At 42.6% G+C, this 24,371-nt stretch carries 22 protein-coding genes; 12 read left to right on the top strand and 10 right to left on the bottom strand.

All coding sequences use genetic code 11. The features are described 5' to 3' along the window. Positions 1-21: 21 nt before the first annotated feature. From gyrB to dnaA, 4 genes are all read right to left on the bottom strand, one after another. Positions 22-2,490, bottom strand: a complete 2,469-nt coding sequence (gene gyrB, locus MN869_RS18340) for a DNA topoisomerase (ATP-hydrolyzing) subunit B (protein WP_243308977.1) — start codon at positions 2,488-2,490, stop codon at positions 22-24. 46 nt (positions 2,491-2,536) lie between these two features. Further along, positions 2,537-3,619: a DNA replication/repair protein RecF gene (recF, locus tag MN869_RS18345; protein ID WP_243308979.1), complete on the bottom strand. Its 1,083-nt coding sequence runs from the start codon at positions 3,617-3,619 to the stop codon at positions 2,537-2,539. Positions 3,620-3,642: 23 nt separating this feature from the next. Next, on the bottom strand, positions 3,643-4,791 hold the full coding sequence (gene dnaN / locus MN869_RS18350) for a DNA polymerase III subunit beta (protein ID WP_005201768.1): 1,149 nt from the start codon (positions 4,789-4,791) through the stop codon (positions 3,643-3,645). 90 nt (positions 4,792-4,881) lie between these two features. Beyond that, positions 4,882-6,279, bottom strand: a complete 1,398-nt coding sequence (dnaA, locus tag MN869_RS18355; protein WP_004803339.1) for a chromosomal replication initiator protein DnaA — start codon at positions 6,277-6,279, stop codon at positions 4,882-4,884. Between the two features lie 669 nt (positions 6,280-6,948). On the opposite strand from dnaA, the gene rpmH reads away from it, so the two are divergent. From rpmH to mnmE, 5 genes are all read left to right on the top strand, one after another. Then, a complete protein-coding gene (gene rpmH / locus MN869_RS18360; protein WP_000831329.1) occupies positions 6,949-7,083 on the top strand; it encodes a 50S ribosomal protein L34 in 135 nt (44 codons plus the stop codon). 27 nt (positions 7,084-7,110) lie between these two features. Beyond that, positions 7,111-7,506, top strand: a complete 396-nt coding sequence (rnpA, locus tag MN869_RS18365) for a ribonuclease P protein component (RefSeq protein ID WP_004656857.1) — start codon at positions 7,111-7,113, stop codon at positions 7,504-7,506. Between the two features lie 9 nt (positions 7,507-7,515). Continuing rightward, on the top strand, positions 7,516-7,839 hold the full coding sequence (gene yidD, locus MN869_RS18370; RefSeq protein ID WP_004803336.1) for a membrane protein insertion efficiency factor YidD: 324 nt from the start codon (positions 7,516-7,518) through the stop codon (positions 7,837-7,839). Positions 7,840-7,841: 2 nt separating this feature from the next. Next, entirely contained in the window at positions 7,842-9,602 is a 1,761-nt protein-coding gene (yidC, locus tag MN869_RS18375) for a membrane protein insertase YidC (RefSeq protein WP_171552279.1), read from the top strand. Between the two features lie 114 nt (positions 9,603-9,716). Further along, the gene (mnmE, locus tag MN869_RS18380) at positions 9,717-11,072 is read left to right on the top strand and encodes a tRNA uridine-5-carboxymethylaminomethyl(34) synthesis GTPase MnmE (protein WP_243308981.1); all 1,356 of its coding nucleotides are present in this window, start codon (positions 9,717-9,719) and stop codon (positions 11,070-11,072) included. Between the two features lie 56 nt (positions 11,073-11,128). Here the strand turns inward: mnmE and MN869_RS18385 are convergent, their stop codons facing one another. Continuing rightward, positions 11,129-12,316 (bottom strand): PilT/PilU family type 4a pilus ATPase, encoded by a 1,188-nt coding sequence (locus MN869_RS18385; protein ID WP_243308983.1) that lies wholly within the window; start codon positions 12,314-12,316, stop codon positions 11,129-11,131. Positions 12,317-12,750: 434 nt separating this feature from the next. Between MN869_RS18385 and MN869_RS18390 the strand changes: the two genes are divergently transcribed. Further along, positions 12,751-13,449 carry a DsbC family protein gene (locus MN869_RS18390; protein WP_243308984.1) on the top strand — a complete coding sequence of 233 codons (699 nt, stop codon included), beginning with the start codon at positions 12,751-12,753 and terminating at the stop codon, positions 13,447-13,449. Positions 13,450-13,500: 51 nt separating this feature from the next. Here the strand turns inward: MN869_RS18390 and MN869_RS18395 are convergent, their stop codons facing one another. The 3 genes from MN869_RS18395 to guaD all read right to left on the bottom strand — a co-directional run bounded on the left by MN869_RS18395 (position 13,501) and on the right by guaD (position 16,029). Continuing rightward, positions 13,501-13,752, bottom strand: coding sequence for a GlsB/YeaQ/YmgE family stress response membrane protein (locus MN869_RS18395; protein WP_243308987.1), 252 nt, complete (start codon positions 13,750-13,752; stop codon positions 13,501-13,503). Between the two features lie 205 nt (positions 13,753-13,957). Then, positions 13,958-14,488: a hypoxanthine phosphoribosyltransferase gene (gene hpt, locus MN869_RS18400; protein WP_016162105.1), complete on the bottom strand. Its 531-nt coding sequence runs from the start codon at positions 14,486-14,488 to the stop codon at positions 13,958-13,960. 212 nt (positions 14,489-14,700) lie between these two features. After that, positions 14,701-16,029, bottom strand: coding sequence for a guanine deaminase (gene guaD / locus MN869_RS18405; protein WP_243308988.1), 1,329 nt, complete (start codon positions 16,027-16,029; stop codon positions 14,701-14,703). Between the two features lie 139 nt (positions 16,030-16,168). Here guaD and MN869_RS18410 point away from each other — a divergent pair, with 139 nt between their 5' ends. Further along, the gene (locus tag MN869_RS18410) at positions 16,169-16,774 is read left to right on the top strand and encodes a nucleotidyltransferase family protein (protein WP_243308990.1); all 606 of its coding nucleotides are present in this window, start codon (positions 16,169-16,171) and stop codon (positions 16,772-16,774) included. Between the two features lie 63 nt (positions 16,775-16,837). Here MN869_RS18410 and MN869_RS18415 read toward each other — a convergent pair whose 3' ends face one another. Next, a complete protein-coding gene (locus MN869_RS18415) occupies positions 16,838-17,794 on the bottom strand; it encodes a TerC family protein (protein ID WP_243308992.1) in 957 nt (318 codons plus the stop codon). A gap of 393 nt (positions 17,795-18,187) precedes the next feature. On the opposite strand from MN869_RS18415, the gene MN869_RS18420 reads away from it, so the two are divergent. Then, positions 18,188-19,387, top strand: a complete 1,200-nt coding sequence (locus tag MN869_RS18420; RefSeq protein WP_243308994.1) for a low temperature requirement protein A — start codon at positions 18,188-18,190, stop codon at positions 19,385-19,387. A gap of 59 nt (positions 19,388-19,446) precedes the next feature. On the opposite strand, the gene MN869_RS18425 is transcribed toward MN869_RS18420, so the two are convergent. Then, positions 19,447-20,364: a LysR family transcriptional regulator gene (locus MN869_RS18425; RefSeq protein ID WP_243308996.1), complete on the bottom strand. Its 918-nt coding sequence runs from the start codon at positions 20,362-20,364 to the stop codon at positions 19,447-19,449. A 105-nt stretch (positions 20,365-20,469) separates the two neighbouring features. Between MN869_RS18425 and MN869_RS18430 the strand changes: the two genes are divergently transcribed. The 4 genes from MN869_RS18430 to MN869_RS18445 are packed head-to-tail and all read left to right on the top strand — an operon-like array spanning position 20,470 to position 24,293. Further along, positions 20,470-21,699 carry an acyl-CoA dehydrogenase family protein gene (locus tag MN869_RS18430; RefSeq protein ID WP_243308997.1) on the top strand — a complete coding sequence of 410 codons (1,230 nt, stop codon included), beginning with the start codon at positions 20,470-20,472 and terminating at the stop codon, positions 21,697-21,699. A 16-nt stretch (positions 21,700-21,715) separates the two neighbouring features. Continuing rightward, entirely contained in the window at positions 21,716-22,837 is a 1,122-nt protein-coding gene (locus MN869_RS18435; RefSeq protein ID WP_243309000.1) for a phosphotransferase family protein, read from the top strand. After that, the gene (locus MN869_RS18440) at positions 22,834-23,532 is read left to right on the top strand and encodes a histidine phosphatase family protein (RefSeq protein WP_243309002.1); all 699 of its coding nucleotides are present in this window, start codon (positions 22,834-22,836) and stop codon (positions 23,530-23,532) included. Before MN869_RS18435 ends, MN869_RS18440 begins: the two co-directional genes overlap by 4 nt. Before the next feature lie 17 nt (positions 23,533-23,549). Next, on the top strand, positions 23,550-24,293 hold the full coding sequence (locus MN869_RS18445; RefSeq protein WP_243309003.1) for an SDR family oxidoreductase: 744 nt from the start codon (positions 23,550-23,552) through the stop codon (positions 24,291-24,293). Positions 24,294-24,371 lie beyond the last annotated feature (78 nt).

Consider the following 24,371-nt stretch of genomic DNA (forward strand, 5'->3'; position numbering starts at 1 on the left):
TGATATTGATGCCTAAACTAATTAAGCATCAATATCTGCATTTAACGCATTTTCTTCAATAAAAGCACGACGCGGTTCTACGTCATCACCCATCAAGCATGAGAACATACGATCAGCTTCAATCGCATCATCAATGGTCACTTGCAACATATTACGGTTTTCAGGATCCATCGTGGTTTCCCAAAGTTGCTCTGCGTTCATCTCACCCAAACCTTTATAGCGTTGGATCATCATACCGCGACGTGAGTCTTGTAAAATGTGCTGCCAGACTTGATGGAAATTGCTCACCTGAATACGGCGATCACCTTTTTGTAGATAAGCCCCTTCTTCAAGCAACTTGAACCAGCTCTTCGAGTTCTTCAGTAAACGCGCATATTCAGCAGAATTTAACAGACCAGCATCTAATAGATATGAATGCGGTAAGTTATGCACATACACGGTGACGCGTGGCCAATAATGTGCTGATTTCTCGCCCTGCGCATTTTCACGCTCAAATGCTTCTAATGTAATCTCGGGACGTAAGCTTGGTTGTAATTTTTCAATTGCAACACGTAATTGCTCTGCCCATGTTTCAACATAGTCGCGTTCATGGTTGTGATCTGTTTTAAATGCATCCAGCTCAAGTAAACCATCCAACAAACTTGCAGGATAACGTTGAGTGAGGCGTTGTAAGCTTTTTTGTGACACTTGATAGTCAGCAATAACACTGGCTAATGCAGCCCCATTAATCGCAGGTGCCTCAGCGCTGACATGTAATGCAAGTTCATCAATCGCATTGGAAATCAAGAAGGTTTCCAGTGCATCATTGTCTTTCATGTACTGCTCATGCTTACCTTTCTTCAGCTTATACAAAGGTGGCTGCGCAATATAGATATAGCCACGCTCAACCAATTCTGGCATTTGACGGAAGAAGAAGGTCAATAACAAAGTACGAATATGTGAACCATCCACGTCCGCATCGGTCATGATGATGATTTTGTGATAACGTAATTTGTCTGGATTATATTCTTCCCGACCAATACCACAGCCCAAAGCGGTAATTAAAGTACCGACTTCTTGGCTTGAAATCATCTTGTCAAAACGTGCACGTTCTACGTTCAGGATTTTACCTTTTAGCGGTAAAATTGCCTGCATTTTACGGTTACGACCTTGTTTGGCACTACCGCCCGCAGAGTCACCCTCGACCAGATACAGTTCAGACAATGCAGGATCTTTTTCCTGACAGTCTGCCAATTTACCCGGTAAGCCAGCAATATCCAAAGCACTCTTACGTCGGGTCATTTCACGTGCTTTACGTGCTGCATCACGCGCACGCGCTGCATCAATAATTTTGCCTGCAATTGATTTCGCCGCTTGAGGGTTTTCGAGCAAGTATGCAGAAAACTCTTTATTCATGGCCTGCTCTACCGCAGGTTTCACTTCACTCGACACCAGTTTTTCTTTGGTTTGTGAAGAGAATTTTGGATCAGGAACTTTCACTGAAATAATTGCAGTCAAGCCTTCACGCGCATCATCACCTGTGACAGCAACTTTTTCTTTCTTAAGAATATTTTCACTTTCAAGATACTGGTTTAAACCACGGGTTAACGCAGCACGGAAACCTGCAAGGTGTGTACCACCATCTTTTTGTGGAATATTGTTGGTAAAGCAACGAACGTTTTCTTGATAACTCTCATTCCATTGCAATGCAACTTCAACGGCAATACCACTATCCGTATCAGCGGTGAAATGGAAAATCTCATTTAAATGGGTTTTACCTTCGTTAATGTATTTAACAAACTCAGATAAACCACCTTCATAATCATAAACATGTTCGAAGTTTACACGCTCATCACGCAATACAATTCGCACGCCGGCGTTTAGAAAAGAGAGTTCTCTTAAACGGCGAGCCAAAATATCGACATTAAAAATCGTTTGGCTAAAGGTGAGTTCACTCGGCCAGAAACGAACTGTTGTACCCGATGTATCGGTTTCACCAACAACTTTTAATGAATATTGCGGATCGCCATGCGCGTATTCTTGTTCATGGATTTGACCAGCACGGTGAATGGTCAAATGCAATTTTTTAGATAGGGCATTTACAACTGAGACACCTACACCGTGTAAACCACCCGACACCTTATAACTGTTGTCATCAAATTTACCACCTGCATGCAGGATAGTCAGAATCACCTCTGCCGCCGACACCCCTTCTTCTGGGTGAATATCGGTTGGAATTCCACGACCATTATCCGAGACACTAACAGATTCATCTTCATGAATCGTCACGATAATCTCGTCACAGTGTCCTGCTAAAGCTTCATCGATGGCGTTATCCACCACCTCAAACACCATATGGTGTAGACCTGTCCCATCATCGGTGTCACCGATATACATGCCAGGACGTTTACGAACCGCATCTAATCCACGTAATACTTTAATACTAGAGGAATCATAAGCCTTTTCATTTGTTTGTTCTGTTTGAGAGACTGATTGAGACTCTGAACTCATGGTTACTCCCTAGTAATATTGATCTATTTAAAGATGAAAAATAAAATTATGGCGCAGCAAGACTGACTTGACCGTGAACAACGTGGAATAATTGAAAAGAAATCGACAAATCCTGTAAGTGTTTTAATACCGACGCATGGTCTAAGGTGGTCATAAAAACTTGACTTCCTAACTGACTCAATCGCTCAATTAAACGTTGTTGTGCAGTCTCATCTAACTCTGCTGTCAGATCATCTAATAATACCACAGTTTCCTTATTACTCGCATGTAGCATTGCAATTTGTGACAGTTTTAATGCCATGATTAACAACTTTTTTTGCCCGCGAGAGAGCACATCATCGGCATTGCCAAAAGGCGTTTTTAAACGTAAATCAGCGCGATGCGGACCGTACTCAGTATAACGTCGATCGAGGTCTTTTTGATGCTGCTGAACCAAGTCCTGCAATAGACCTTGCTCAGTATGAAAACCCGGATTGTATTCCAGTTCAATCTCAAGATTAGGTAGAAGTTGCTTTAAATCCTCATGGAAAAATTGATTCCATTGCTCAACAATACTGACCCGTTGTGAATGCAGCATTTCACCATAATCACTGAGCATTTTATTCCAAGGCTCCAAATCAGCCAAAGTCAGATTGCGCCGTGTCTTGAGCAAACTATTGCGTTGTTTGAGTGCCCGAGAATAATACTGCCATGCAAAATAAAACTCAGGTTCCACGTGGAACATTAACCAATCTAATAACTGTCGCCGAGGCTTTGCACCATGGTCAATAATATCGGTACTCTGTGGATCGATATGCTGTAAAGGCAATAATTTTGCCAGTTGACCTTGTGTCGCAATGGTATCGCCATTGACCTTAATCACCTGTTCGCCCGAAGCCAACTTTTGCATACCAATACGTTCACTGGCAGATTGCGCAAATACAATCGCATCTCCAGCTTCATATTGAATGTAATGTTTGGGAATATGGGTACGAAATGAACGACCAGTTGCCAGTAAATGAATGGACTCGAGAACTGAAGTTTTGCCAGAACCATTTGCGCCGTAAAAAATATTAAACGGTTGCAACTCATGGAGCGCAACCGTTTTTAAATTACGTACACGTTCGATATTTAAACGCGTGATTTGCATGCTTTAAAACTCAAATCTCGCCATTAAACTCGCATTGGCATCACAACATAGGTTTGATCAGGGTGGGCTGGATCTTGGACAAGCACCGATTGATTGGCTTCGCTCATGCTCATTTTCACATCATCACCATCCAGTACACCGAGTACTTCAAGAATATATTGTGCATTAAATGACATTTCTAAGGGTGCATCTTGATATTGAATTGCAATATCTTCTACTGCTTCATCTTGTTCTGGGTTATTGGCGCGTAACTGTAATGAATCTTGATTAAAATTCAAGAAAACACCACGCAGTTTTTCATTACTTAAAATGGCAACACGCTGCAACGACTGTTTAAACACATCATGTGCAATAAACACATGTTTATCACCATTTTTTGGAATGACACGGCGATAATCTGGGAATTTCCCATCAATTAATTTCGTCGTGAAACGAACGGTAATATCACCCTGCTCTTTATCACGGCTTGGCGTATTAATGGTGACATTCAACAATTCACGCCCAATCAATAGGGTCAATTGCTCATCTTCAAGACTCAGTAAACGTTGTAATTCACCTACGGCTTTACGCGGAACAATGGCCTGCATCGGCGCTGCTGCTGTTGAAGAAGCCAAAACTTCACACAAGGCTAGACGGTGTCCATCAGTGGTTACTGTACGTAATTGATTTTGATCAATTTCCAGCAAAGTACCAGTCAGGTAAAAACGGACATCTTGTACAGCCATGGCAAAGGCCGTTTTTTCAAATAAACGCTTCAATTCGCGCTGCGTTACCTGAACTTGTGTCCCTTGGCTATTTTCAGTAGTTAACAATGGATAATCTTCCGCAGGAAGTGTACCCAAAACGAAACGGCTATTGCCCGACTTTAAAATACAACGTTGATCTTCAGTAATTTGCAGATCAATCAAAGCTGCTGTCGGAAGAGATTTACAAATTTCGACCAGTTTACGTGCAGGAACCGTGGTTTCACCCGCTTCCAAGCAAGCACCTTCTGCTAACGTGGTGCTGGCAACCAATTCAACTTCTAAGTCAGAACCTGTAATGGTTAAAGCCTGTTGTGTGGTTTGAATTTTAACGTTTGAAAGAATATTCAAGGTATGACGGCGTTCAACAGCCCCCACCACATGGGATAAAACATTGACTAAACTTTCTTTAGCGATTTTCAAACGCACGATTTTATTCCTCTTACAACAGAAGCCGATATGAATGTTAGCAGTGTACTATGCTGCACTTAAAAAGTGTTTGCAACTCTGAAAAATAGATTAACTTTGTAACAAGCGCAGTAAATTTTTATAGTCTTCATTAAAAATAGGGTCTTCTTCACGCAAGCTGACCACTTTTTCACAGGCATGCATCACGGTACTGTGGTCACGGCCACCAAAAGCCATACCAATTTCCGGAAAACTATCCCCAGTTAATTCACGTGCCAAACCCATGGCCAATTGACGTGGGCGTGCATAAATACGGGTACGTTTTGGACCAATCAATTCTTTGAGTGGAATTCGGAAGTATTCACTCACCACCCGCTGGATGTTTTCCACACTAATGGTCCGTGCACGAATCGCCAAAACATCTTTTAACGACTCTCGTACGACATCTAGGTCAATGACGGTCCCCTTGAAACGTGAAATCGCGACCACTTTATTCAGCGCACCTTCAAGCTCACGTACGTTTGCAACCACTTGTTGTGCAATAAACAAAGCACAGTTCCGCGGTAAATCAACACCACTATTTTCAGCTTTTTTCAGCAAGATCTCGATACGGGTTTCGATATCTGGCGGTTCAACCCCCACAGATAAACCCCATGAAAAGCGAGAAACTAAACGTGGATCAAGTTCAGTGAGTTCTTTTGGATAACGATCTGAGGTTAAAATAATTTGTTTAGACTCATCCAATAAGGCATTGAATGTATAGAAAAATTCAACAAGGCTTGCTTCTTTTCCTGCGAGTAAATGAATATCATCGACCAACAATAAATCTAAAGAACGACAGTTTTTCTTAAACTCTTCAACCTTACCTTTTTGCAATGAACTGACAAAGTCCTGTACAAAACTTTCCGAAGTCATATACATCACACGTGCATTTGGCTTGGCTTGTAACAACGCATTACCCACGGCCTGCATTAAATGGGTTTTACCTAGACCTGTCGGGCCATACAAAAATAAAGGGTTGTGTTGTGAAGCGCCTAACTGGGTTAAAACTTTACGGCAGGTTTCAGCAGCCATTTGGTTAGAACGACCTTCAACAAACAAAGAGAAGGTAAATAATGGATTGAGTTGTCTTTTCTTCGGTATTTTAGTGACATTTTGACTGGGTTGAACCAAATCAGATTCTTTTTTTACTTTTGTTGGAACAGCAACAGGTGCGCTACTCAACGCTGCTGTTGTGGTTGCAGGTTGCTCATTAGAAGACAAAATTGTCCCAGGACGTGAATCAACCAGAATTTCAACCTGACGAACTCGGCCTTCCGACAATTGTTCCGCAAGAATAGAAATCAGTTCTAAATGGTTATCTTGAATATAACGCGTCCAATAGGGGTTCGGTGCGTATAAACGCATCACACCATCAACCTCTTCAGCAACCAAAGGACGAATCCACATCGCAAAGACGTTATCAGATAGCTCTTGTCGCAAGCGAGTTAAGCAGTCTGTCCAGAGCATGTGCATCCCCTATATATCCATTTTTTAAATTCAAAAATAAAAAACCGTCACCCCTCATCTTTCAAAGGGGTCGCCATTCTAACCAAGTTATCCACATCTGTCAGGACAATTTATGGGACTTTTGCTGAAAAAGACAGCATTCGTTTATAAATTTAAATTCAAAACCACATGTGCATAACTTTTTGCACAAGCTGTGGATAGTTTTAAGCTCAAAGTTATCCACAAACTATAAAATTGATAAAAACATGCTTATCCACAGCATAACTTTATGTTTATTCATGAAAAAACATCACTTTCCACAGAATAAATGCGCCCTAATAAGAATAAATTTAAATTTTAAAATTTGAATTTACTTATAGGGTTTACTCAAATTGTGGATAACTGAGCATATCGAAATTTAAATTCAAAATCCAAGAATTAAATTTAAATCAGAAGATGGATTGTTGATAAGCTTGTTTGTAAGCTGTGAATATAGACGAATACTGATATTATTTAAATAGATAGCTTGTGTATATTTTTTGTTTTCAATAAAAGCATATAACTTCGAGCAGTTTTATTGCTTCAAAACAGAACAAAGAAAATGTAAAGTTTTTGATTTTTCATTGACAGCGTAAACATTGCGCAATAAAATCGCGGACCTTTATAGAAAGATCATTTTGGAGTTTCGAAATGAAACGTACTTTCCAACCATCTGAATTAAAGCGTAAACGCGTTCATGGTTTCCGCGCTCGTATGGCTACTAAAGCAGGTCGTCAAGTTTTAGCTCGTCGTCGTGCAAAAGGTCGTCATAGCTTAACTGTTTAATACTGTTAAGCTGACCAGACTTGGGTGATGACACTTTACAGTTTCGGCACTGAATCTCGTATTCGTTGTGCCGCTGATTATAAAAGTGTATTTGATGGTGCGCTTTTTAAAGTGCATCAGCCCCATTTCCTTTTTTTAGCAAAATTAACCGAACAGCCGAAAAGCCGTTTGGGTATTGTCGTTGCTAAAAAAAAGGTGCGTCGTGCACATGAACGAAATCGAATAAAACGTCTTGCTCGGGAGAGCTTTCGTTTACATCAAGCGCAATTTAATGCTGATATCGATATTGTGGTGATGCCTAAAGTAGGTATAGAAGCAATCGCAAATCAAGAATTACATCAACAATTAGATTTTGCTTGGCAAAAATTACAACGCTTAGCAAAGAAGCATTCCAAAGTCGTTGTGACATCCCTCCAAAATTAGAGATCTCCAATGGTACGTTTACTGCATTGGTTGATAAGATGTTACCAAATCGCAATTAGTCCATTATTGGGTCCTCGTTGTCGCTATATTCCCACTTGTTCGCAATATGCAATCGAAGCCTTGCAGACACATGGCGCGGTCAAAGGTGTATGGTTATCGACTAAGCGAATTTGCCGTTGTCATCCTTGGGGTGGGTCAGGCTATGATCCAGTGCCTCGTAAAGCACTTCGTTTTATTTCGTTTCATCAAATAGATTCTCAAATGCATCACGTTGCTGTACCCTTTCGTGATCGTTTATTCAAGCAAAATCTCTCTAACCATTTGGGATTATAGATATGCAACAATGGGCCAGATTTGCAATTCTTGGAGCCATGTTTGTTACCGCATATTTGCTTATTTTGGCTTGGCAAAAAGATTATGGTCATGCTGCACCAGCACCGCAACAACAAGCGGCTGCTGTGACTGCACATGAAGTATCTGCAGATTTGCCAAATGCTCAAAATGCAACAGCGGCTTCAGACTTGCCACAAGCAAATGTGACTGCATCACAAGCCACAGAACATAATACATCTGTGAGTCAGCAACTGATTTCAGTACAAACTGATCTTTATCATCTGTGGATCAATCCAAAAGGTGGTGATATCGTCCGTATTGAATTGTTAAGCCATGATGAAAGCAAAGACAGCGACAAACCGTTTGTCATGCTGGAAAGCGATGCGAAACGTACTTACGTCGCTCAATCTGGTTTAATTGGTTTAAATGGACCAGATAGCAGCCGTGGCGGTCGTCCAATGTATGATGTTGAAAAAACAGCATACACTTTGGCAGATGCGAAAAGCGTTGCGTCGAAAGATGGTAAAACACAGCAAGTGTTGACTGTGCCGTTGGTATTTAAAACACCTGAAGGTGTGGAAGTGATCAAATCGTTCACCTTCACGCAAGGCGATTACCCAATTACCGTTAAACATCAAGTCATTAACCGCAGTCAGCAAAGCTGGCAAGGTCAAATGTTTGGTCAATTAAAGCGTGATAATTCGGATGACCCAGGTAAGTCTTCACAAGGTATTTTCACCTTGGGTACTTATCTTGGTGGCGCTTGGGGTACACCAGATGCGCATTATAACAAGTTAAAATTTACCAACTTTAATGACGAAAAATTAAATGTTGAAGCCAAAGGCGGCTGGGTTGCCATGGTTCAGCATTATTTTGTGAGCGCATGGATTCCTGGGAACTTAAAACTCACTCAGGCCGATGGTCAGCCATATAATGCAAAATTAGAGTCACGTCAGTCTACGGACGGCATGAATATCATGGGCTTCACCTCTCCAGTGATCAATGTACCTGCAGGTACCTCAATGGAAGTGGATGCTAAGCTTTATTCTGGTCCGAAAGTTCAGTCTGAGCTGAAAGATTTGGCTGATGGTTTAAACCAAACTGTAGATTATGGTTGGTTATGGCCAATTGCGAAATTATTGTTCTTGGGCTTGCAATTCTTCCATAACATTATTGGGAACTGGGGCTGGTCAATTATCTTATTGACGATCTTGGTGAAGTTGATTTTATGGCCACTTTCTTCAAAAAGTTATCGTTCGATGGCGAAAATGCGTGTGATTGCACCCGAAATGCAACGCATGAAAGAAGAATTTGGTGAAGACCGCATGCGTTTCTCGCAAGAAATGATGGCGTTATACAAGCGTGAACAAGTCAACCCATTGTCTGGTTGCTTGCCATTGCTGTTACAAATGCCGATTTTCTTAGCTTTGTATTGGGTATTGATGGAATCAGTTGAACTCCGTCATGCACCGTGGTTAGGCTGGATTCAAGATTTATCTGCAATGGATCCATGGTTTATCTTGCCGTTGATCATGGGTGTGACTATGTTCGTTCAGCAAATGCTGAACCCACAACCGACTGATCCAATGCAGGCGAAAGTGTTCCGTATCATGCCTATCATGTTTACGGTATTCATGTTGTTCTTCCCTGCGGGCTTAGTGCTTTACTGGATCGTCAACAACAGTATTACCATTTTGCAACAATGGTTTATTAACAAAGGTGTCGAAAAAGACCGTCTCAACAAGGTTGAGCCGAGCGCTTAAGTTCGAACTTTTACTGAATAAATCCGCTTAAGATGGTAATCTTAGGCGGATTTTTCTTTGTTTGTATTTAGCGGTTGAACCCAACAACCCTTGCGTTTTTTAGGTGAATTTAACATGCAACATCAAACCACAATTGCTGCGATTGCTACCCCATTAGGTCGTGGTGGTGTGGGGGTGATTCGACTCTCTGGACCAAAAGCTTATGCAATAGCAGAGCAACTGACCCAGAAAAAGCTCCCTGCGGCACGCATGGCAGGTTTCCGTCAGTTTTGTGATGCCGATGGCTCGGTAATGGACGAAGGCATTGTATTGTGTTTTCCAAACCCGCATTCCTTTACCGGGGAAGATGTAGTGGAACTGCAAGGTCATGGTGGTCCAGTCATTCAAAATGCCCTGTTAGCACGTTTACTTGATTTGGGGGCGATAGCCGCAAAGGCGGGTGAATTTTCCATGCGTGCCTTTGAAAATGGCAAAATGGATTTAGTGCAAGCGGAAGCGATTGCCGATTTGATTGATGCGACATCACAAGCTGCAGCACGTTCGGCGGTTCGTTCTTTACAAGGTGCATTTTCAACCAAAATTAATACGGTTTTAGAAAAGCTGATTCACTTACGTTTGCATGTTGAAGCCGCGATTGATTTTCCAGAAGAAGAAATTGATTTCTTGGCTGACGGCAAGATTTTGGCCTTGTTGGACGATGTACAAGACTCGGTTCAAGCGGTACAGCAGTCTGCGCGGCAAGGCCAATTGCTACGAGAAGGCTTACAAGTCGTGATTGCGGGTAAGCCGAATGCGGGTAAATCGAGCCTGTTAAATGCACTTGCAGGCCATGAACGTGCCATTGTGACCGATATTGCAGGCACCACCCGTGATGTGTTGCATGAAAAGATCAGTTTAAATGGCTTGCCGATCACCTTAACTGACACTGCTGGTTTACGTGAAACGGGCGATATCGTCGAGCAGGAAGGGATTCGTCGTGCGATCAAGGAAATTGAACAGGCCGATTTATTGCTGTTGGTATATGACTTGAATCAAGGCGATGAACCTTTACAGCTGGCACATGAATATTTTGCTGATCATCTGGAGCCAAAGCGTTTATTGTTGATTGGGAATAAATGCGATTTAACCGGACAACAGGCGGAAATGACCGATTATCAGGGCTTCCGTCATATCCGTGTCTCAGCCAAACAGGATATGGGGGTTCAGGCGCTCATAGATGCGATTACAGCGCATGCAGGCTTCCAACCCGAGGAAGACACCTTTATCGCCCGAACACGTCATTTAGACGCAATGAAGCGTACTCAGCGTTACTTGTCTGAGGCGCGTGAGCAGTTGGTGGTGTTTAACGCTGGTGAGCTGGTGGCCGAGTCATTGCGTTTGGCACAGAATGCATTGGGTGAAATCACCGGTGATTTCAGTGCCGATGATTTGCTTGGTAAGATTTTTGGTTCGTTCTGTATTGGTAAATAATGAATTAAATCAATTACTAATGGCTTGGATTGTGTTTCAATCCAAGCCATTTTTTATCACTGATCTTCAGTTTGTTGCTCTTCTTCCGGCTTTTCTTCTTGTACCACATTTAACGCAGTCATCATTGCAACGGGCGCGCCTTCTTGGCGAGTACTTTTCAGCTTGATCTGTAAACGCAATTCATTGACTGAATCGGCATTGCGTAAGGCTTCATCATAGCTAATCGCGCCTTCGTTATACAGCTCAAATAAGGCTTGGTCGAAGGTTTGCATACCCAGCTCACGCGATTTGCTCATAATCTCTTTCAGTGCGTGGAACTGTCCTTTGAGAATATTGTCTGCAATCAATGGGGTATTCAATAAAATTTCAATTGCAGCACGACGACCTTTGCCATCTTGGGTACGTACCAAGCGTTGCGAAATAATCCCTTTCATATTGGATGAAAGATCCATCAGCAATTGATTGCGACGCTCTTCTGGGAAAAAGTTAATAATTCGATCCAGTGCTTGGTTGGCATTATTGGCGTGTAAGGTACCTAAGCAAAGATGACCTGTTTCCGCAAAGGAAATTGCATGTTCCATGGTTTCAGTATCACGGATTTCACCAATCAGAATCACATCAGGCGCCTGACGTAGTGTGTTTTTCAAGGCATGTTGCCATGAATGACAATCGACCCCGACTTCACGATGGGTAATCATCGATTTTTTGTGTTTATGTACATATTCCACTGGGTCTTCAACGGTAATGATATGTCCCGCTGAGTTTTCATTACGATGGTCAATCATGGCCGCTAAAGAGGTTGATTTTCCTGAACCTGTACCGCCAACAACCAGCACTAAACCACGTTTTTCCATAATCACATTTTTCAGAGATTCTGGCAGTTTCAGCTTTTGAAAGGTTGGAATTTCAGAGGTAATGGTACGAATCACCATGCCGATTTGCAGCTGTTGTTTAAACACGTTGACACGGAAACGGGAAACATTCGGCACATTGATGGCGAAATTACATTCCCATTCTGTTTCAAATTCTTGGCGCTGTTTTTCATTCATCAAACTATAGGCAAATAGCTTGGTTTTATCTGCGGTAAGTGCCTGTTGCCCCAATGGACGCATCAGGCCTTGCAATTTAATGCTCGGTGGAAAATCAGCGGTGATAAATAAATCAGACCCCCCATATTCGACCACTTTGCTGAGCATGTGAAACATAAAGGTTTTGGCTTCTTCTAATAGTTCCGCGTTATACATTGAGCTACCTAAATTTTTACAATGAAGCGAAGTTCATTGCTGTAATACGATGACATCCATCCCGATAGGGAAACATTTTTTTGTTTCTTGAAAATGAATAATGATAGATCAATGTGACTCGATTTGGACCATTTTATTCCATCATCTTCACTGTGCTGGTGAATGATGCGAATTATTCCAAAAAGCGAGGTATTGATCTATGCACTTTTTAAAATTATTAAAGAATTATCAATGTGATGGACCTAAATTGTCAGTTTTTTACTGAATAGATCGCTTGCAGCATGCGTATGGGGGGATGTGAACAGGATAAATGGACGTTCCACGTGAAACATCGCATGAATTGGTTGAGTTTTGGTTGTTACTGAGTAAGCTTGGCTGTTGAGCGGCTTGAGACTGATTACAATAGCCGCTGATTTTTGAATTGAGTGTCAGACATGTTAAAAAAAATTGGGATGTTCTCATTATTGAGCTGTATTTCAGCGCTGAGTTTTGCCAATGTAGACAGCTTAAAAAGCAATTTAAATAAGCAATATCCCAATATCCAAGTCAGCAACATCCAACCTACAGAAATGACGGGTTTATATAGTGCCAGTCTAGATAATCAGATTATTTATTTGGATGAAAGTGCCCAACACATGTTTGTGGGGTCTATGGTGCGCTTAAAAGATCAAAAGAACCTGACCAAAGATTTAGTCATTCAACAAAATTCGATTGACTGGAAACAACTTCCTTTAAAAGATGCGATTAAAACGGTTAAAGGCAACGGTAAGCGTGAGTTAGCGGTGTTTTCGGACCCGAATTGTTCATATTGTAAAAAATTAGAAGCTGAATTAGACAAGCTGACCGATGTGACGATTTATACCTTTATCTATGCCCTAAAGCCACAATCGATCGCGGTGTCAAAATCGGTGTGGTGTGATGCTAATCCAGCCTATGCGTGGAAAAACTTGCTACAAAAGAATGTGCAACCGAAAGAAAAAAGTTGTGCTAACCCGATTGAGCGTAACCTCGAACTCGGTCGTAAACTTGCTGTGGATGCCACGCCAACCTTGATTTTCTCAAATGGTTTGAAAATGGTCGGTGGACGCAGTGCTGAAGAAATTCAGATGATTTGGAAAGAGCTCGGACTTTAATGAAAAGCTCCCCAATCATTGATTAAAATGAATGGGGAACCTTGAAGGGATTTAACTTTTTTTGGTGACGAGTTTATAAAGGAATAAAATAATCACCGCACCCAGCACAGACGCAATAAAACCTGCTGCCGAATTTTCAGCATATAAGCCAAGTAAACGTCCACCATAAGTGGCGAGTAATGAACCTGCGATACCCAATAAGGTCGTGACAATAAAGCCAGCTTTGTCATCACCTGGATGTATTGCGCGTGCAATTAAACCAGCAAAAAAACCAACAACAATGGCTACAATCAGAGTCCACATTATCTTTTCTCCTTGTTTTAAAAGCGGTATTTCTTATTATCCTGCTTGATCGGAGCGTGCTTTGTCTGTAGTGGATTGCCTATTTATGTCGTATTTTTGTGCATTCTTGAGCAATGTTTGTTTATATCAGGCCATAAAAAAGGTGCCCTAAGGCACCTGAGTAAAGTTCATGAACATGGATAAAATGCCAGTCACTGTCTACTCATTAAAGACCGATTTCACCAATAAATGGTAAGTGGCGATACTTTTGATCGAAATCCAAACCATAACCGACAATAAAGCGATCTTCGACTTCAAAACCTAAGAATTTAACTTCTAACGGAATTTCACGGCGTGATGGCTTACTCACCAGGGTACACAGTTCAATCGAGTTCGGGTTACGTGTTTGCAGCATTTCAACCACTTTGCTTAAGGTGTTGCCGGAGTCGATAATGTCTTCCACCACCAGCACATCTTTACCGTGAATTTCACCATCCAGATCTTTCAGAATCTTGACGTCTCTTGATGAAACCGTGGTGCCATTGACGTAGCTAGAAACAGTCATAAAATCGAGTTCGTGTGGCTTTTCAATGGCACGGCATAGGTCGGCCATAAAAATAACTGAACCACGTAACAGGCCAATCAATACCAGTTCTTTATCACTTTGAGCATAGTGTGCATTGATCTTTTCGCCCAGTTCTTTGACTTTGGCTTGAATCTCTTCACTTGAAATCATAATGCGCATTGCAATGGTCATCGGTAGATTCCTAAAACTTAAAAACGGGAAAATAAAAAAGGTGTTGACCTGCAACACCTCGAAATCTTGAGCTAATCCGCCAATTTTAAAACAAAATTACCGTTCATGCACCTTTTGATGATGAAGAATATGTTTCATTTTGAGCAGATGCACGGTCACGTTTTAACAGAACAGCACATCCGACGGCCAATATGATCCACCCAAGTTTTTGTTTATTTAAGCGTTTCACTTTGGCTATAGGCTTTTTGTCCATAGATATAGGTTGCCTCAATATTTCGGTCATCGCCCATGGTGAATAAGGCAAATAAGCTATCATCAACCGATTTTGAACGAGACTGACGTAATTGTTGTAAGGCGGTCGGTTTCAAGTTCAATACCACAAAATCAGCTTCTTTACCGACATTGAAGTTACCGAGCTTGTCATCCAGATGCAAGGCTTTTGCTCCGCCTAAGGTTGCATGATATAGCGACTCAAATGCAGAGAGTTTATCACCTTGTAGCTGTTGTACCTTGTACGCTTCATTGACGGTTTGCAATAGGCTAAACGAGGTCCCTGCCCCAACGTCGGTGCCAAGGCCGACTTTAACCTGTTGTTGCCAAGTTTTGTTCAATGGGAATAAACCGCTACCCAAGAATAGGTTTGAGGTTGGGCAGAAGGCAATTGCAGAATCAGTCTCATGCATACATTTCCATTCAGCATCTTCTAAATGCACGCAGTGTGCAAATACCGAACGTTGACCAGTTAAGCCATAGTGATGATAGACATCCAGATAGCCCTTTTGCTCAGGGAACAAATCTTTGACCCAAGCAATCTCATCTTTGTTTTCACTCAAATGGGTATGTACATAGACATCCGGAAATTGAGCTTTGAGTTGCCCCGCTTTTTCGAGTTGCTCAGGCGTTGATGTTGGCGCGAAACGTGGCGTAATTGCATACAGCGCACGACCTTGGCCATGCCACTTCTCAATTAATGCTTTAGAATCGTTATAGCCGCTGTCTGCGGTGTCAGACAGTGCTTCTGGTGCATGACGATCCATCATCACCTTACCTGCGATTAAACGCATTTGGTGCTGTTCTGCGGCCTCAAATAAAGCATCCACCGATTCAGGATGTACCGTACAGAACACCAAGGCTGTAGTGGTGCCATTTTTGAGTAGTTCATTGACAAAAAACTTGGCAATGTCTTGCGCATAGGCTTGGTCTTTAAACTGGATTTCGGTTGGGAAGGTATAGGTATTCAACCAACTGAGTAATTGTTCGCCGTAGGCACCGACCATTTCGGTTTGTGGGAAATGAATATGGGTATCGATCATGCCCGGAATAATTAATTGTTCTGGATAATGCTGAATTTCAACGTTTGCAGGAAGATGGGCTTGAGCGTCGTTCCACGTGCCAAACCAGCGAATTTTGCCTTGTTCAGTGATCATGACACCATCTTCGAGATAGCGCACTTGATCGGCAATTTCAGCAGCTTGGGAAACGGTTTTTTGAATATCTAAGAAGTGACCACGAATCACCGTGATTGGAGTAGCCAAAGTCATAACAACCTACAATTTTACTTTTTTCGGTTGATTGTACCTGATTTTGCCAAAGTTACTGGATTATTCGTCTAATTCGTAGGCTGAAAAGGTATATAAATGTGACTCATAATTTAAAGAAACTCAGTTTGGGGAGATCGAAATGTATGTCTTATCTAGGGGAAACACAGAGACAGAGCAAAGCAATCGAAGCAGACTATTTGATCTGATTATGCAGTCCCCTGCTTTGTATGAGATGTTGCAGCAATTGGCTCAATTACATCCTACGGCTTATTTAAGTGCAGGTGTGCTTCGGAATACCGTATGGGCACATTTACATGGTCAAAGCTTTGACTTGCAAAATAGTGATGTCGATGTGATCTATCATGACGCAACTGAGCGTGATCACAGCAGAGAAAAGCAATTGCAGCAAGCACTAGCGCGAATCTTTCCAGAACAACAATGGGATGTGGTGAATCAGGCCTTGGTGCACACGTGGTATGGTCAGGATAAGGCCGAAAAAATTCAGCCTCTAGTCTCGATTGAGCAGGCTTTGTCACTATGGCCAGACACAGCAACGGCGCTTGCAGTCCGCTTAAACCGCTCAGGAGAATTGGAACTGATCGCACCCTTTGGTCTGCATGATTTATTTGAACTCAGATTGCGTTGGAATCCTGCATTGGTCAGCAATGATACCTTTAAACAACGGGTTGAATCCAAACAGTGGTTACAGCAATGGACTAAATTGCAATTAGTGGATGATGCTTAAATAAAAAAGGGCCTTCATTGAAGACCCTTTTGAGATGCTTTGCGCTTATTGCGCTTATTGCGCTTATTGCGCTTGGTGTTTGTTATGGCGTAACGAGAGATAAGCGGTGATGCTCAAGACCAGTACGATAAAGCCTAATGATATCCAGATTGGCATGTGGAATACATCGAGCAATAACATTTTTGCACCAATGAATAATAAGATGATGCCCAAACCATATGGTAAGTAATGCATTTTGCTTGCAGCGCCTGCCAATAAGAAGAACATCGCACGTAAGCCCAAAATCGCCATTAAGTTTGCGGTTAATACAATGAACGGGTCACTGGTCACAGCGAAAATCGCAGGAATAGAATCCACCGCAAAAATCACATCAGACGCTTCTACCAAGATTAACACCAAGAACAAAGGCGTTGCCCATAATACACCGTTCTGGCGAACGAAGAACTTATTGCCTTCTAACTGTGGGGTAATCCGCATGTGTTTGCGTAACCACTTCAGCATTTTGATATCTTCAATATTGGTTTCTTCTTCATCCTGCCCTTTTAGGAACTTAAAGCCTGTGTAGACAAGGAACGCACCGAAGATATACAGCACCCAAGAGAACTCTTGTACAAACCAAGCGCCAATAAAGATAAAGATGGTTCTTAAAATGATTGCGCCAAGTACGCCGTAAAGCAGGATTTTACGCTGGAATGCAGGAGGAATCGCAAAAGCTGCAAAAATCATCAGCCAGACAAAGACGTTATCTATTGCCAGCGATTTTTCCAGTAAATAACCCGCAAAGTATTCCATGGTTTTTTGGTTGGCGATGGTTGCGCCTACGGTTTGTTGCAGGTATAGCCACAAACCACCACCAAAAATCATGGCAACGGTGACCCAAGCAATACTCCAGTAAGCCGCTTGCCTGATGGGTACATCTTGGTTTTGTTTTTGTTTAAAGCCTAAAAAGTCGACTATGAGCATGACGGTTACGATTCCGAAGAACGCAACGTACAGCCATAAATTACCGATAGTTTCCATCACAACTCCCTATCTGGCAAATGGACATAAAAAAACCTTGACCAGTTGCCAGATGAATTAAATAAAACATCTGTTTCAACATGATCAAGGTCTTGCCTACATCACGATCGCTTGTGATGCTCAGAGTCCGACTTTTTGCAAAGTGTAATGACGAAACTCTGACACCTAAATTGTTCAGTTTCACAACCTAGGCTTGGAGGAGGCTACTCCCCTTGTCAAATTCTGTTATGGATGATGACATCCAAAGATAGGCATAGAATTACATAAATAATCGATTTAAGCAAACTTTCAATGCATAAATTTTAAGCATTTTTTTATGATTGCGGTATTAGGTAAATGCTGGAAGATAGATTAAGTTAAAAGCGAAGGCCTATATTGTTCAGAGAATAAGAGATGAGTGCTGAAAACAATCAAAATAAACCGCGGAAATTATTTGTCCCCCGTGACCCTGAAGAAGCCCACCGTGCGGCCACGCCATTAGAACTTTTATTTGACCTGATTTTTGTGGTTGCGATTGCAACAGCAGGACAGCAACTCCATCACGCGATCATTGAAGGTCATTTATGGCATGCTTTACCGACCTATTTTATGGTGTTTTTCGCCTTGTGGTGGGCATGGATGAATTTCACGTGGTTTGCCTCCGCCTATGACAATGATGACACGCTGTATCGCTGTTTGACCTTTGTGCAAATTGTTGGCTCATTGGTGATGGCGGCGGGTATCCCCGCAGTTTTTCAACAGCAGGATTTTGATGTCATTATCATTGGTTATGTGATTATGCGTTTGGCTTTAGTGACCCAATGGATACGTGTCGCCAAGCATGATCCTGAACGAAGGATAACTGCCTATCGCTATGCCATTGGTATAGTCTTGGTGCAGTTGGGATGGTTGATTGGCAATTTCAGCGCTATTCATATGACGCCTGTGTTATTCCTGATTTTGGTATTGGCTGAGTTAGCTGTACCGCTGTATGCCGAAAAATATGCGGTGACACCTTGGCATCCACATCATATTGTTGAGCGTTATGCACTACTCACCATCATTGTGTTGGGAGAGTCGATTATTGGCAGTTTTGCTGCCACTCAGGAAGCCTTTGCCAATCATGACGTGAACTTCAAAGAAATCTTTTTAGTGATTGGCGGCTTATTGATGATGTTTGCCATGTGGTGGGTCTACTTTGATCGCAGTCATCATCACCATCAACGTCATGGGGTACAGCCTTTTTTATGGGGGTACGGCCATTTTTTTATCTTTATCAGTATTGCGGTCTTAGGTGCAGCTTTAGCGGCCTCGGTCGATGTTTCAACACATCATGCTCACATTTCCAGTCAAATGATGGGATGGATGATTGCGATCTGCTTGGTGGTTTATAACACCTATATTTGGCTATTTTATGAGACATCCTATTTGTCGGGATGGGGACGTTGGCTTTATCCAATGACGATTTTGATCCTTTTCTCGATTCCTTTTTTCTTTGCCGATATTGGCTATATGATTTTTGCGATGGCGGTGGTTTATATCCTCCGTCTCATGCTTTCCAAAGTGTACTTGATCAATTGCCATGATCAGCAACAGCTGGCATCAAACAAATAATCAAAGCCTCCCAATATGAAGATGAGCAGACAGGCGAATCAGCAATGCATTCGCCTGTTCTAATTAAAAATTTTCAAAATTTCTGTGCGCAAAAATTGGTGGCGTGGGTTATGTGTGACATGTTCATGCCAATACATGCCCATGTTGATTTTAGGCAATTCAATCGGAAGTGCGTGGATCTTTAAATGCTTCGCATAATGCAGATTTTTCAGAATACTTTGTGGAATCGTTAGCACTGCATCGGGGTATTGGGCCAAGACTTGCAGTGCGGTTGAATAATGTTGGCAACGCAGGAAAATTTGCCGAGACAGCTGTTGTCGATTTAGATAAATATCTTCCAGCAATAAGCCAGTCCGCCGTGATGACACACCAATATGCGGTGAGGATAAATACTGAGATAAATTCATCTCAGACTGCTGGGTACACACCACAAAATGGTCATCAATCAGATTTTCAAACTGCAGATGTGCCTGCTGGGGTTGTACCAGATCAATCACAAAATCGATTTGTTGCGCTGAGAGATCGGCCAGCATATTTTTACGATCCAGCTTAGAACTCAAGAACTGAATGTTCAGATTCAATTGGGCAAAATGATGCACCAATTGTGGAAAAATAATCGGTTCGATTTCATCATGAATGGCAATTTTTAGGCTGTGCAGCATACTGGGTACAAAATCATGCTGCGGTACGGCAATCTGTTGAATGCTTAGCAATGCGGTCTGAATCGGCTGATAAATTTGCTCGGCATAAGGCGTTGGCAGCATTTTTTGCCCGCTTCGAACAAATAACTCGTCTCCAAGTTGTGTGCGCAAACGCTGCAAGGCATGACTGACTGCTGATTGGCTGATACACAACAATTGCGCAGCTTTGGAAATGCTCTTTTGTTCAAAAATCGCAATAAACAGCGGATATAAATTGATATCAATACGATGAAAGTGAGCCACTTCCAGTGGGCTAGTATTATGAATCTGATTCATAGTTTTGAATAAAATAAAATCATTTCATTCATAATAAATTTTCGCTTATGGTGATGTAAAGCAGCGAATCAATATTCGCCATATTTTAGATTGAGGGAAATGAGGATGTTTGCATTATCTGAACGCGCACAGGATTTTATTGCACGAACGCAAGCCTTTATTCAACAAGAAATAGAACCGATTGAAAAAGCCTTCTGGGATGAAGTCCATCATCTCAATGTCGATGGCGACTGGACGCAATGGCAATGGCCTGACCAACTGGAACAGCTGAAAAGTAAAGCCAAAGCAGCTGGCTTATGGAACATGTTCTTGCCTGATACAGAGCTGGGTGCAGGTCTGTCGGTACAGGAATATGCGCATATTGCCGAACTGACTGGACGTAGCTTACTTGCACCAACCGTATTTAACTGCAATGCGCCTGATAGCGGTAATATGGAAGTGTTATGGCGCTATGGCAGTGAGCAGCAAAAACAACAATGGCTGCACCCTCTTCTCGCGGGCGAAATCCGTTCCGTATTCTGCATGACTGAACCTGCAGTCGCCTCCAGTGATGCCACCAATATGCAAGCCACGGCCGTGATTGAGGGCGATGAGATTGTTTTGAATGGACGCAAATGGTGGTCATCGGGTTTAGGCGATCCCAATGCCAAAGTGATTATTTTCATGGCCTATACTCCAGACCCAAACAAAGACCGTCATCATCAACATTCGATGGTATTGGTGCCAATCGACACGCAAGGGGTAACGATTGAACGGATGTTGCCAGTTTTTGGTGATTACGATGCCCCGCATGGACATGGGCAAGTCAATTTCGAACAGGTGCGTGTACCCCTTAGCAACTTTATTGGCGGTGCAGGACAAGGATTTGAAATTGCGCAAGGGCGTTTAGGGCCTGGGCGGATTCACCATTGTATGCGTTGTATTGGCGCAGCTGAAAAAGCATTGGAGCTGATGATTGATCGAGGTATGTCACGTAAAGCCTTTGGTAAAGAAATTCTCAAACTCGGTGGTAATTTAGAGCGTGTTGCAGATGCGCGGGTGCAGATCGATCAAGCGCGCTTATTGACCCTGTACGCCGCTTATAAGATGGATACGCTGGGCAATATGGCGGCATTGACAGAAATCTCTGCGATTAAAGTGGTGGCGCCGAGCGTCTTGCAACATGTGGTCGATATGGCGATCCAGATACACGGTGGTGAAGGCGTTTCACGCGATACCCCACTGACTGCATTTTTCAATCAAGCGCGTAGTTTACGTTTGGCCGATGGACCTGATGAAGTCCATAAAGGCATGATTGCCAAATTAGAACTGAAAAAACGTGGCTATGCTCGTTGATAAGGAAAATACAACAATGACAATGATTGATATCGGTGGACAGGTTCGCCATGGTGAAGAGCTGGATATTGCAGCGGTTGAAAACTGGTTAAAAAACCAAGGTGTAGATCTGCAAGGACAGGTACAAGTGACCCAATATTCAGGGGGCGCATCGAATTGGACCTATCGGCTGCAGTATGACAATGCCGACCTGATCTTGCGTCGTCCACCGAAAGGCACCAAAGCCAAATCAGCGCATGATATGGCGCGTGAATACAATGTGCAAAAGCATCTGGCACCGTTCTACCCTGTGCTACCTGAAATGATTGCGCTGTGTCAGGATGACAGCGTCATCGGTTGCGATTTTTATGTGATGAGGCGGATTGAAGGCATTATTCCACGTGCTAATTTACCCAAAGAATTACAGTTGGATGAGTCACAGGTGCAGCAACTTTGTCTGAATGTCTTAGATAAATTGATTGAGCTGCATCAAGTACCTTATCAAGGCACGGAGCTAGAAAAACTGGGTAAAGGTGAAGGCTACTGCCGTCGTCAAGTTGAAGGTTGGGATGCACGTTATAGCAAAGCGTTGACACCGAATGTGCCCGATTTTACCTTTGTGCGTCAGTGGTTGCTGCAACATATCCCAACTGATGCGAAAACCTGCGTGATTCATAATGACTGGCGTTTTGATAATGTCATTTTAGCTCTACAACAACCGACGCAAGTGATTGGCGTATTGGATTGGGAAATGGCAACATTGGGTGATCCTTTGATGGATTTAGGCAGCGCACTCGCCTACTGGATTCAAGAGGATGATGATGCTTTGATGAAATCCAGCCGCCGTCAACCGACCAATCTAAAAGGCATGCTGACACGTCAACAGGTGGTGGATTACTATCTGGAAAAGACCGGTTTACAGCCTGCCAATTGGGCTTTTTATGAAGTGTTTGGTTTGTTCCGTTTGGCTGTGATTGCGCAACAGATTTATTATCGTTATTACCATCAGCAAACCGATAATCCAGCCTTTAAAGATTTCTGGATCATGATTCATGCCTTACATATTCGGGCTTTAAAACTGATCGCGCAAAACAATCCGCAGGCACGACCATTGATTGCTGAATATGGTGCAAAACTACAGGATATTTTAAAACGATGACCACAATTTATTTGGTACGACATGGGCAGGCGTCTTTTGGTGCAGCAAGTTATGACCAGCTTTCAGCCAAAGGTGAACAGCAGGCACAGGTTGTCGGTGATTTTTTTAAACAGACGCTGAAACAAACACCGCTGATTGTGGCAGGTTCGATGCAACGTCATCAGCAGACGGCGCAACTGGCTTTATCACAAAGTTTTCAGGATGCAGCGATTCAAACAGAATCGGCTTGGAATGAGTTTGATCATCAACAGGTCTTTGCCCAATATGAACCACGTTTTAATCAACCTGAATTGCTGAAACAGGATGTCGATTTGGTGGCCAATCCTCGTGCTTATCTGGCCAAAATTTTCGATGGAGCCATTGACCGTTGGATTGGTGAGCAATATGACCATGAATATCATGAGACTTGGTTAGGCTTTCAATCGCGTGTACAAAGTGCTTTGCACGGTTTATGTCAGCACATTGATGCCACGCAACCTCGTCAGGCCGTGGTATTTAGTTCTGGCGGTGTGATTTCTGTGGCGGTCGGTCAGGTGTTGGGACTGAATGCCAAACAGATTTTTGCACTGAATTGGTCGATTGCCAATGCCAGTATCACCACACTGCGTTGGACAGAGAGTCGTTTGCAATTACTCAGTTTTAATGAGCATCATTATTTGAAAGCGCGTGATGCTGAACTTTTAACATGGATTTAAAAAAATAGGTGGCAGGCATGGCAAAGACGATTTTAATTACAGGGGCAAGTTCGGGCTTGGGCGCAGGTATGGCGCGTGAATTTGCCGCCAAAGGCTACAATCTGGCGCTTTGTGCACGACGCCTAGAGCGTTTAGAAGCCTTACAACAACAGTTGCAAAGTCAGTTTTCGATTCAGGTCAAGATTAAAACCCTTGATGTGACCCATTACGACGATGTGTTTACGGTGTTCCATGCTTTTCAGCAAGAATTTGGCACGATTGACCGAATTATTGTCAATGCTGGTGTTGGCGATGGTCGCCGTATTGGTAAAGGGCATTTTGAGGTGAACCGCGCTACGGCGGAAACCAACTTTATCTCGGCCTTGGCACAGTGTGAAGCAGCGGTTGAAATCTTTAGAGCGCAAAATAAAGGCCATTTGGTGGTGATTTCTTCGATGAGTGCGATGCGTGGTTTACCGAAGCATTTATCGACCTATGCCGCCAGTAAGGCTGCTGTAGCGCATTTGGCAGAAGGGATTCGTGCCGAGTTGCTGCATACCCCAATTAAAGTCTCAACGATTTTCCCAGGTTATATTCGCACTGAGTTAAATGAGGGTGCGAAAAAATTACCATTTGAGGTGGATGAGAAAACCGGAAGTAAGGCTTTGGTCAAAGCGATTGAGAAAGAACCAGTGAAGGCTTATGTACCACAGTGGCCGTGGTTGCCAATGGGGATTGCAATGAAAATTTTGCCGTTGAAACTTGTGAATAAATTGAGTTGATTGCCATTTTAAATGCATGGACAAATATGTTTATTCGGCAATATTTCACAACCTCATATAGGCTGAATAGTCGAGTTG

It is taken from the genome of Acinetobacter sp. NIPH1876 (assembly GCF_022808535.1).
Taxonomy (GTDB): Bacteria; Pseudomonadota; Gammaproteobacteria; order Pseudomonadales; family Moraxellaceae; genus Acinetobacter; species Acinetobacter higginsii.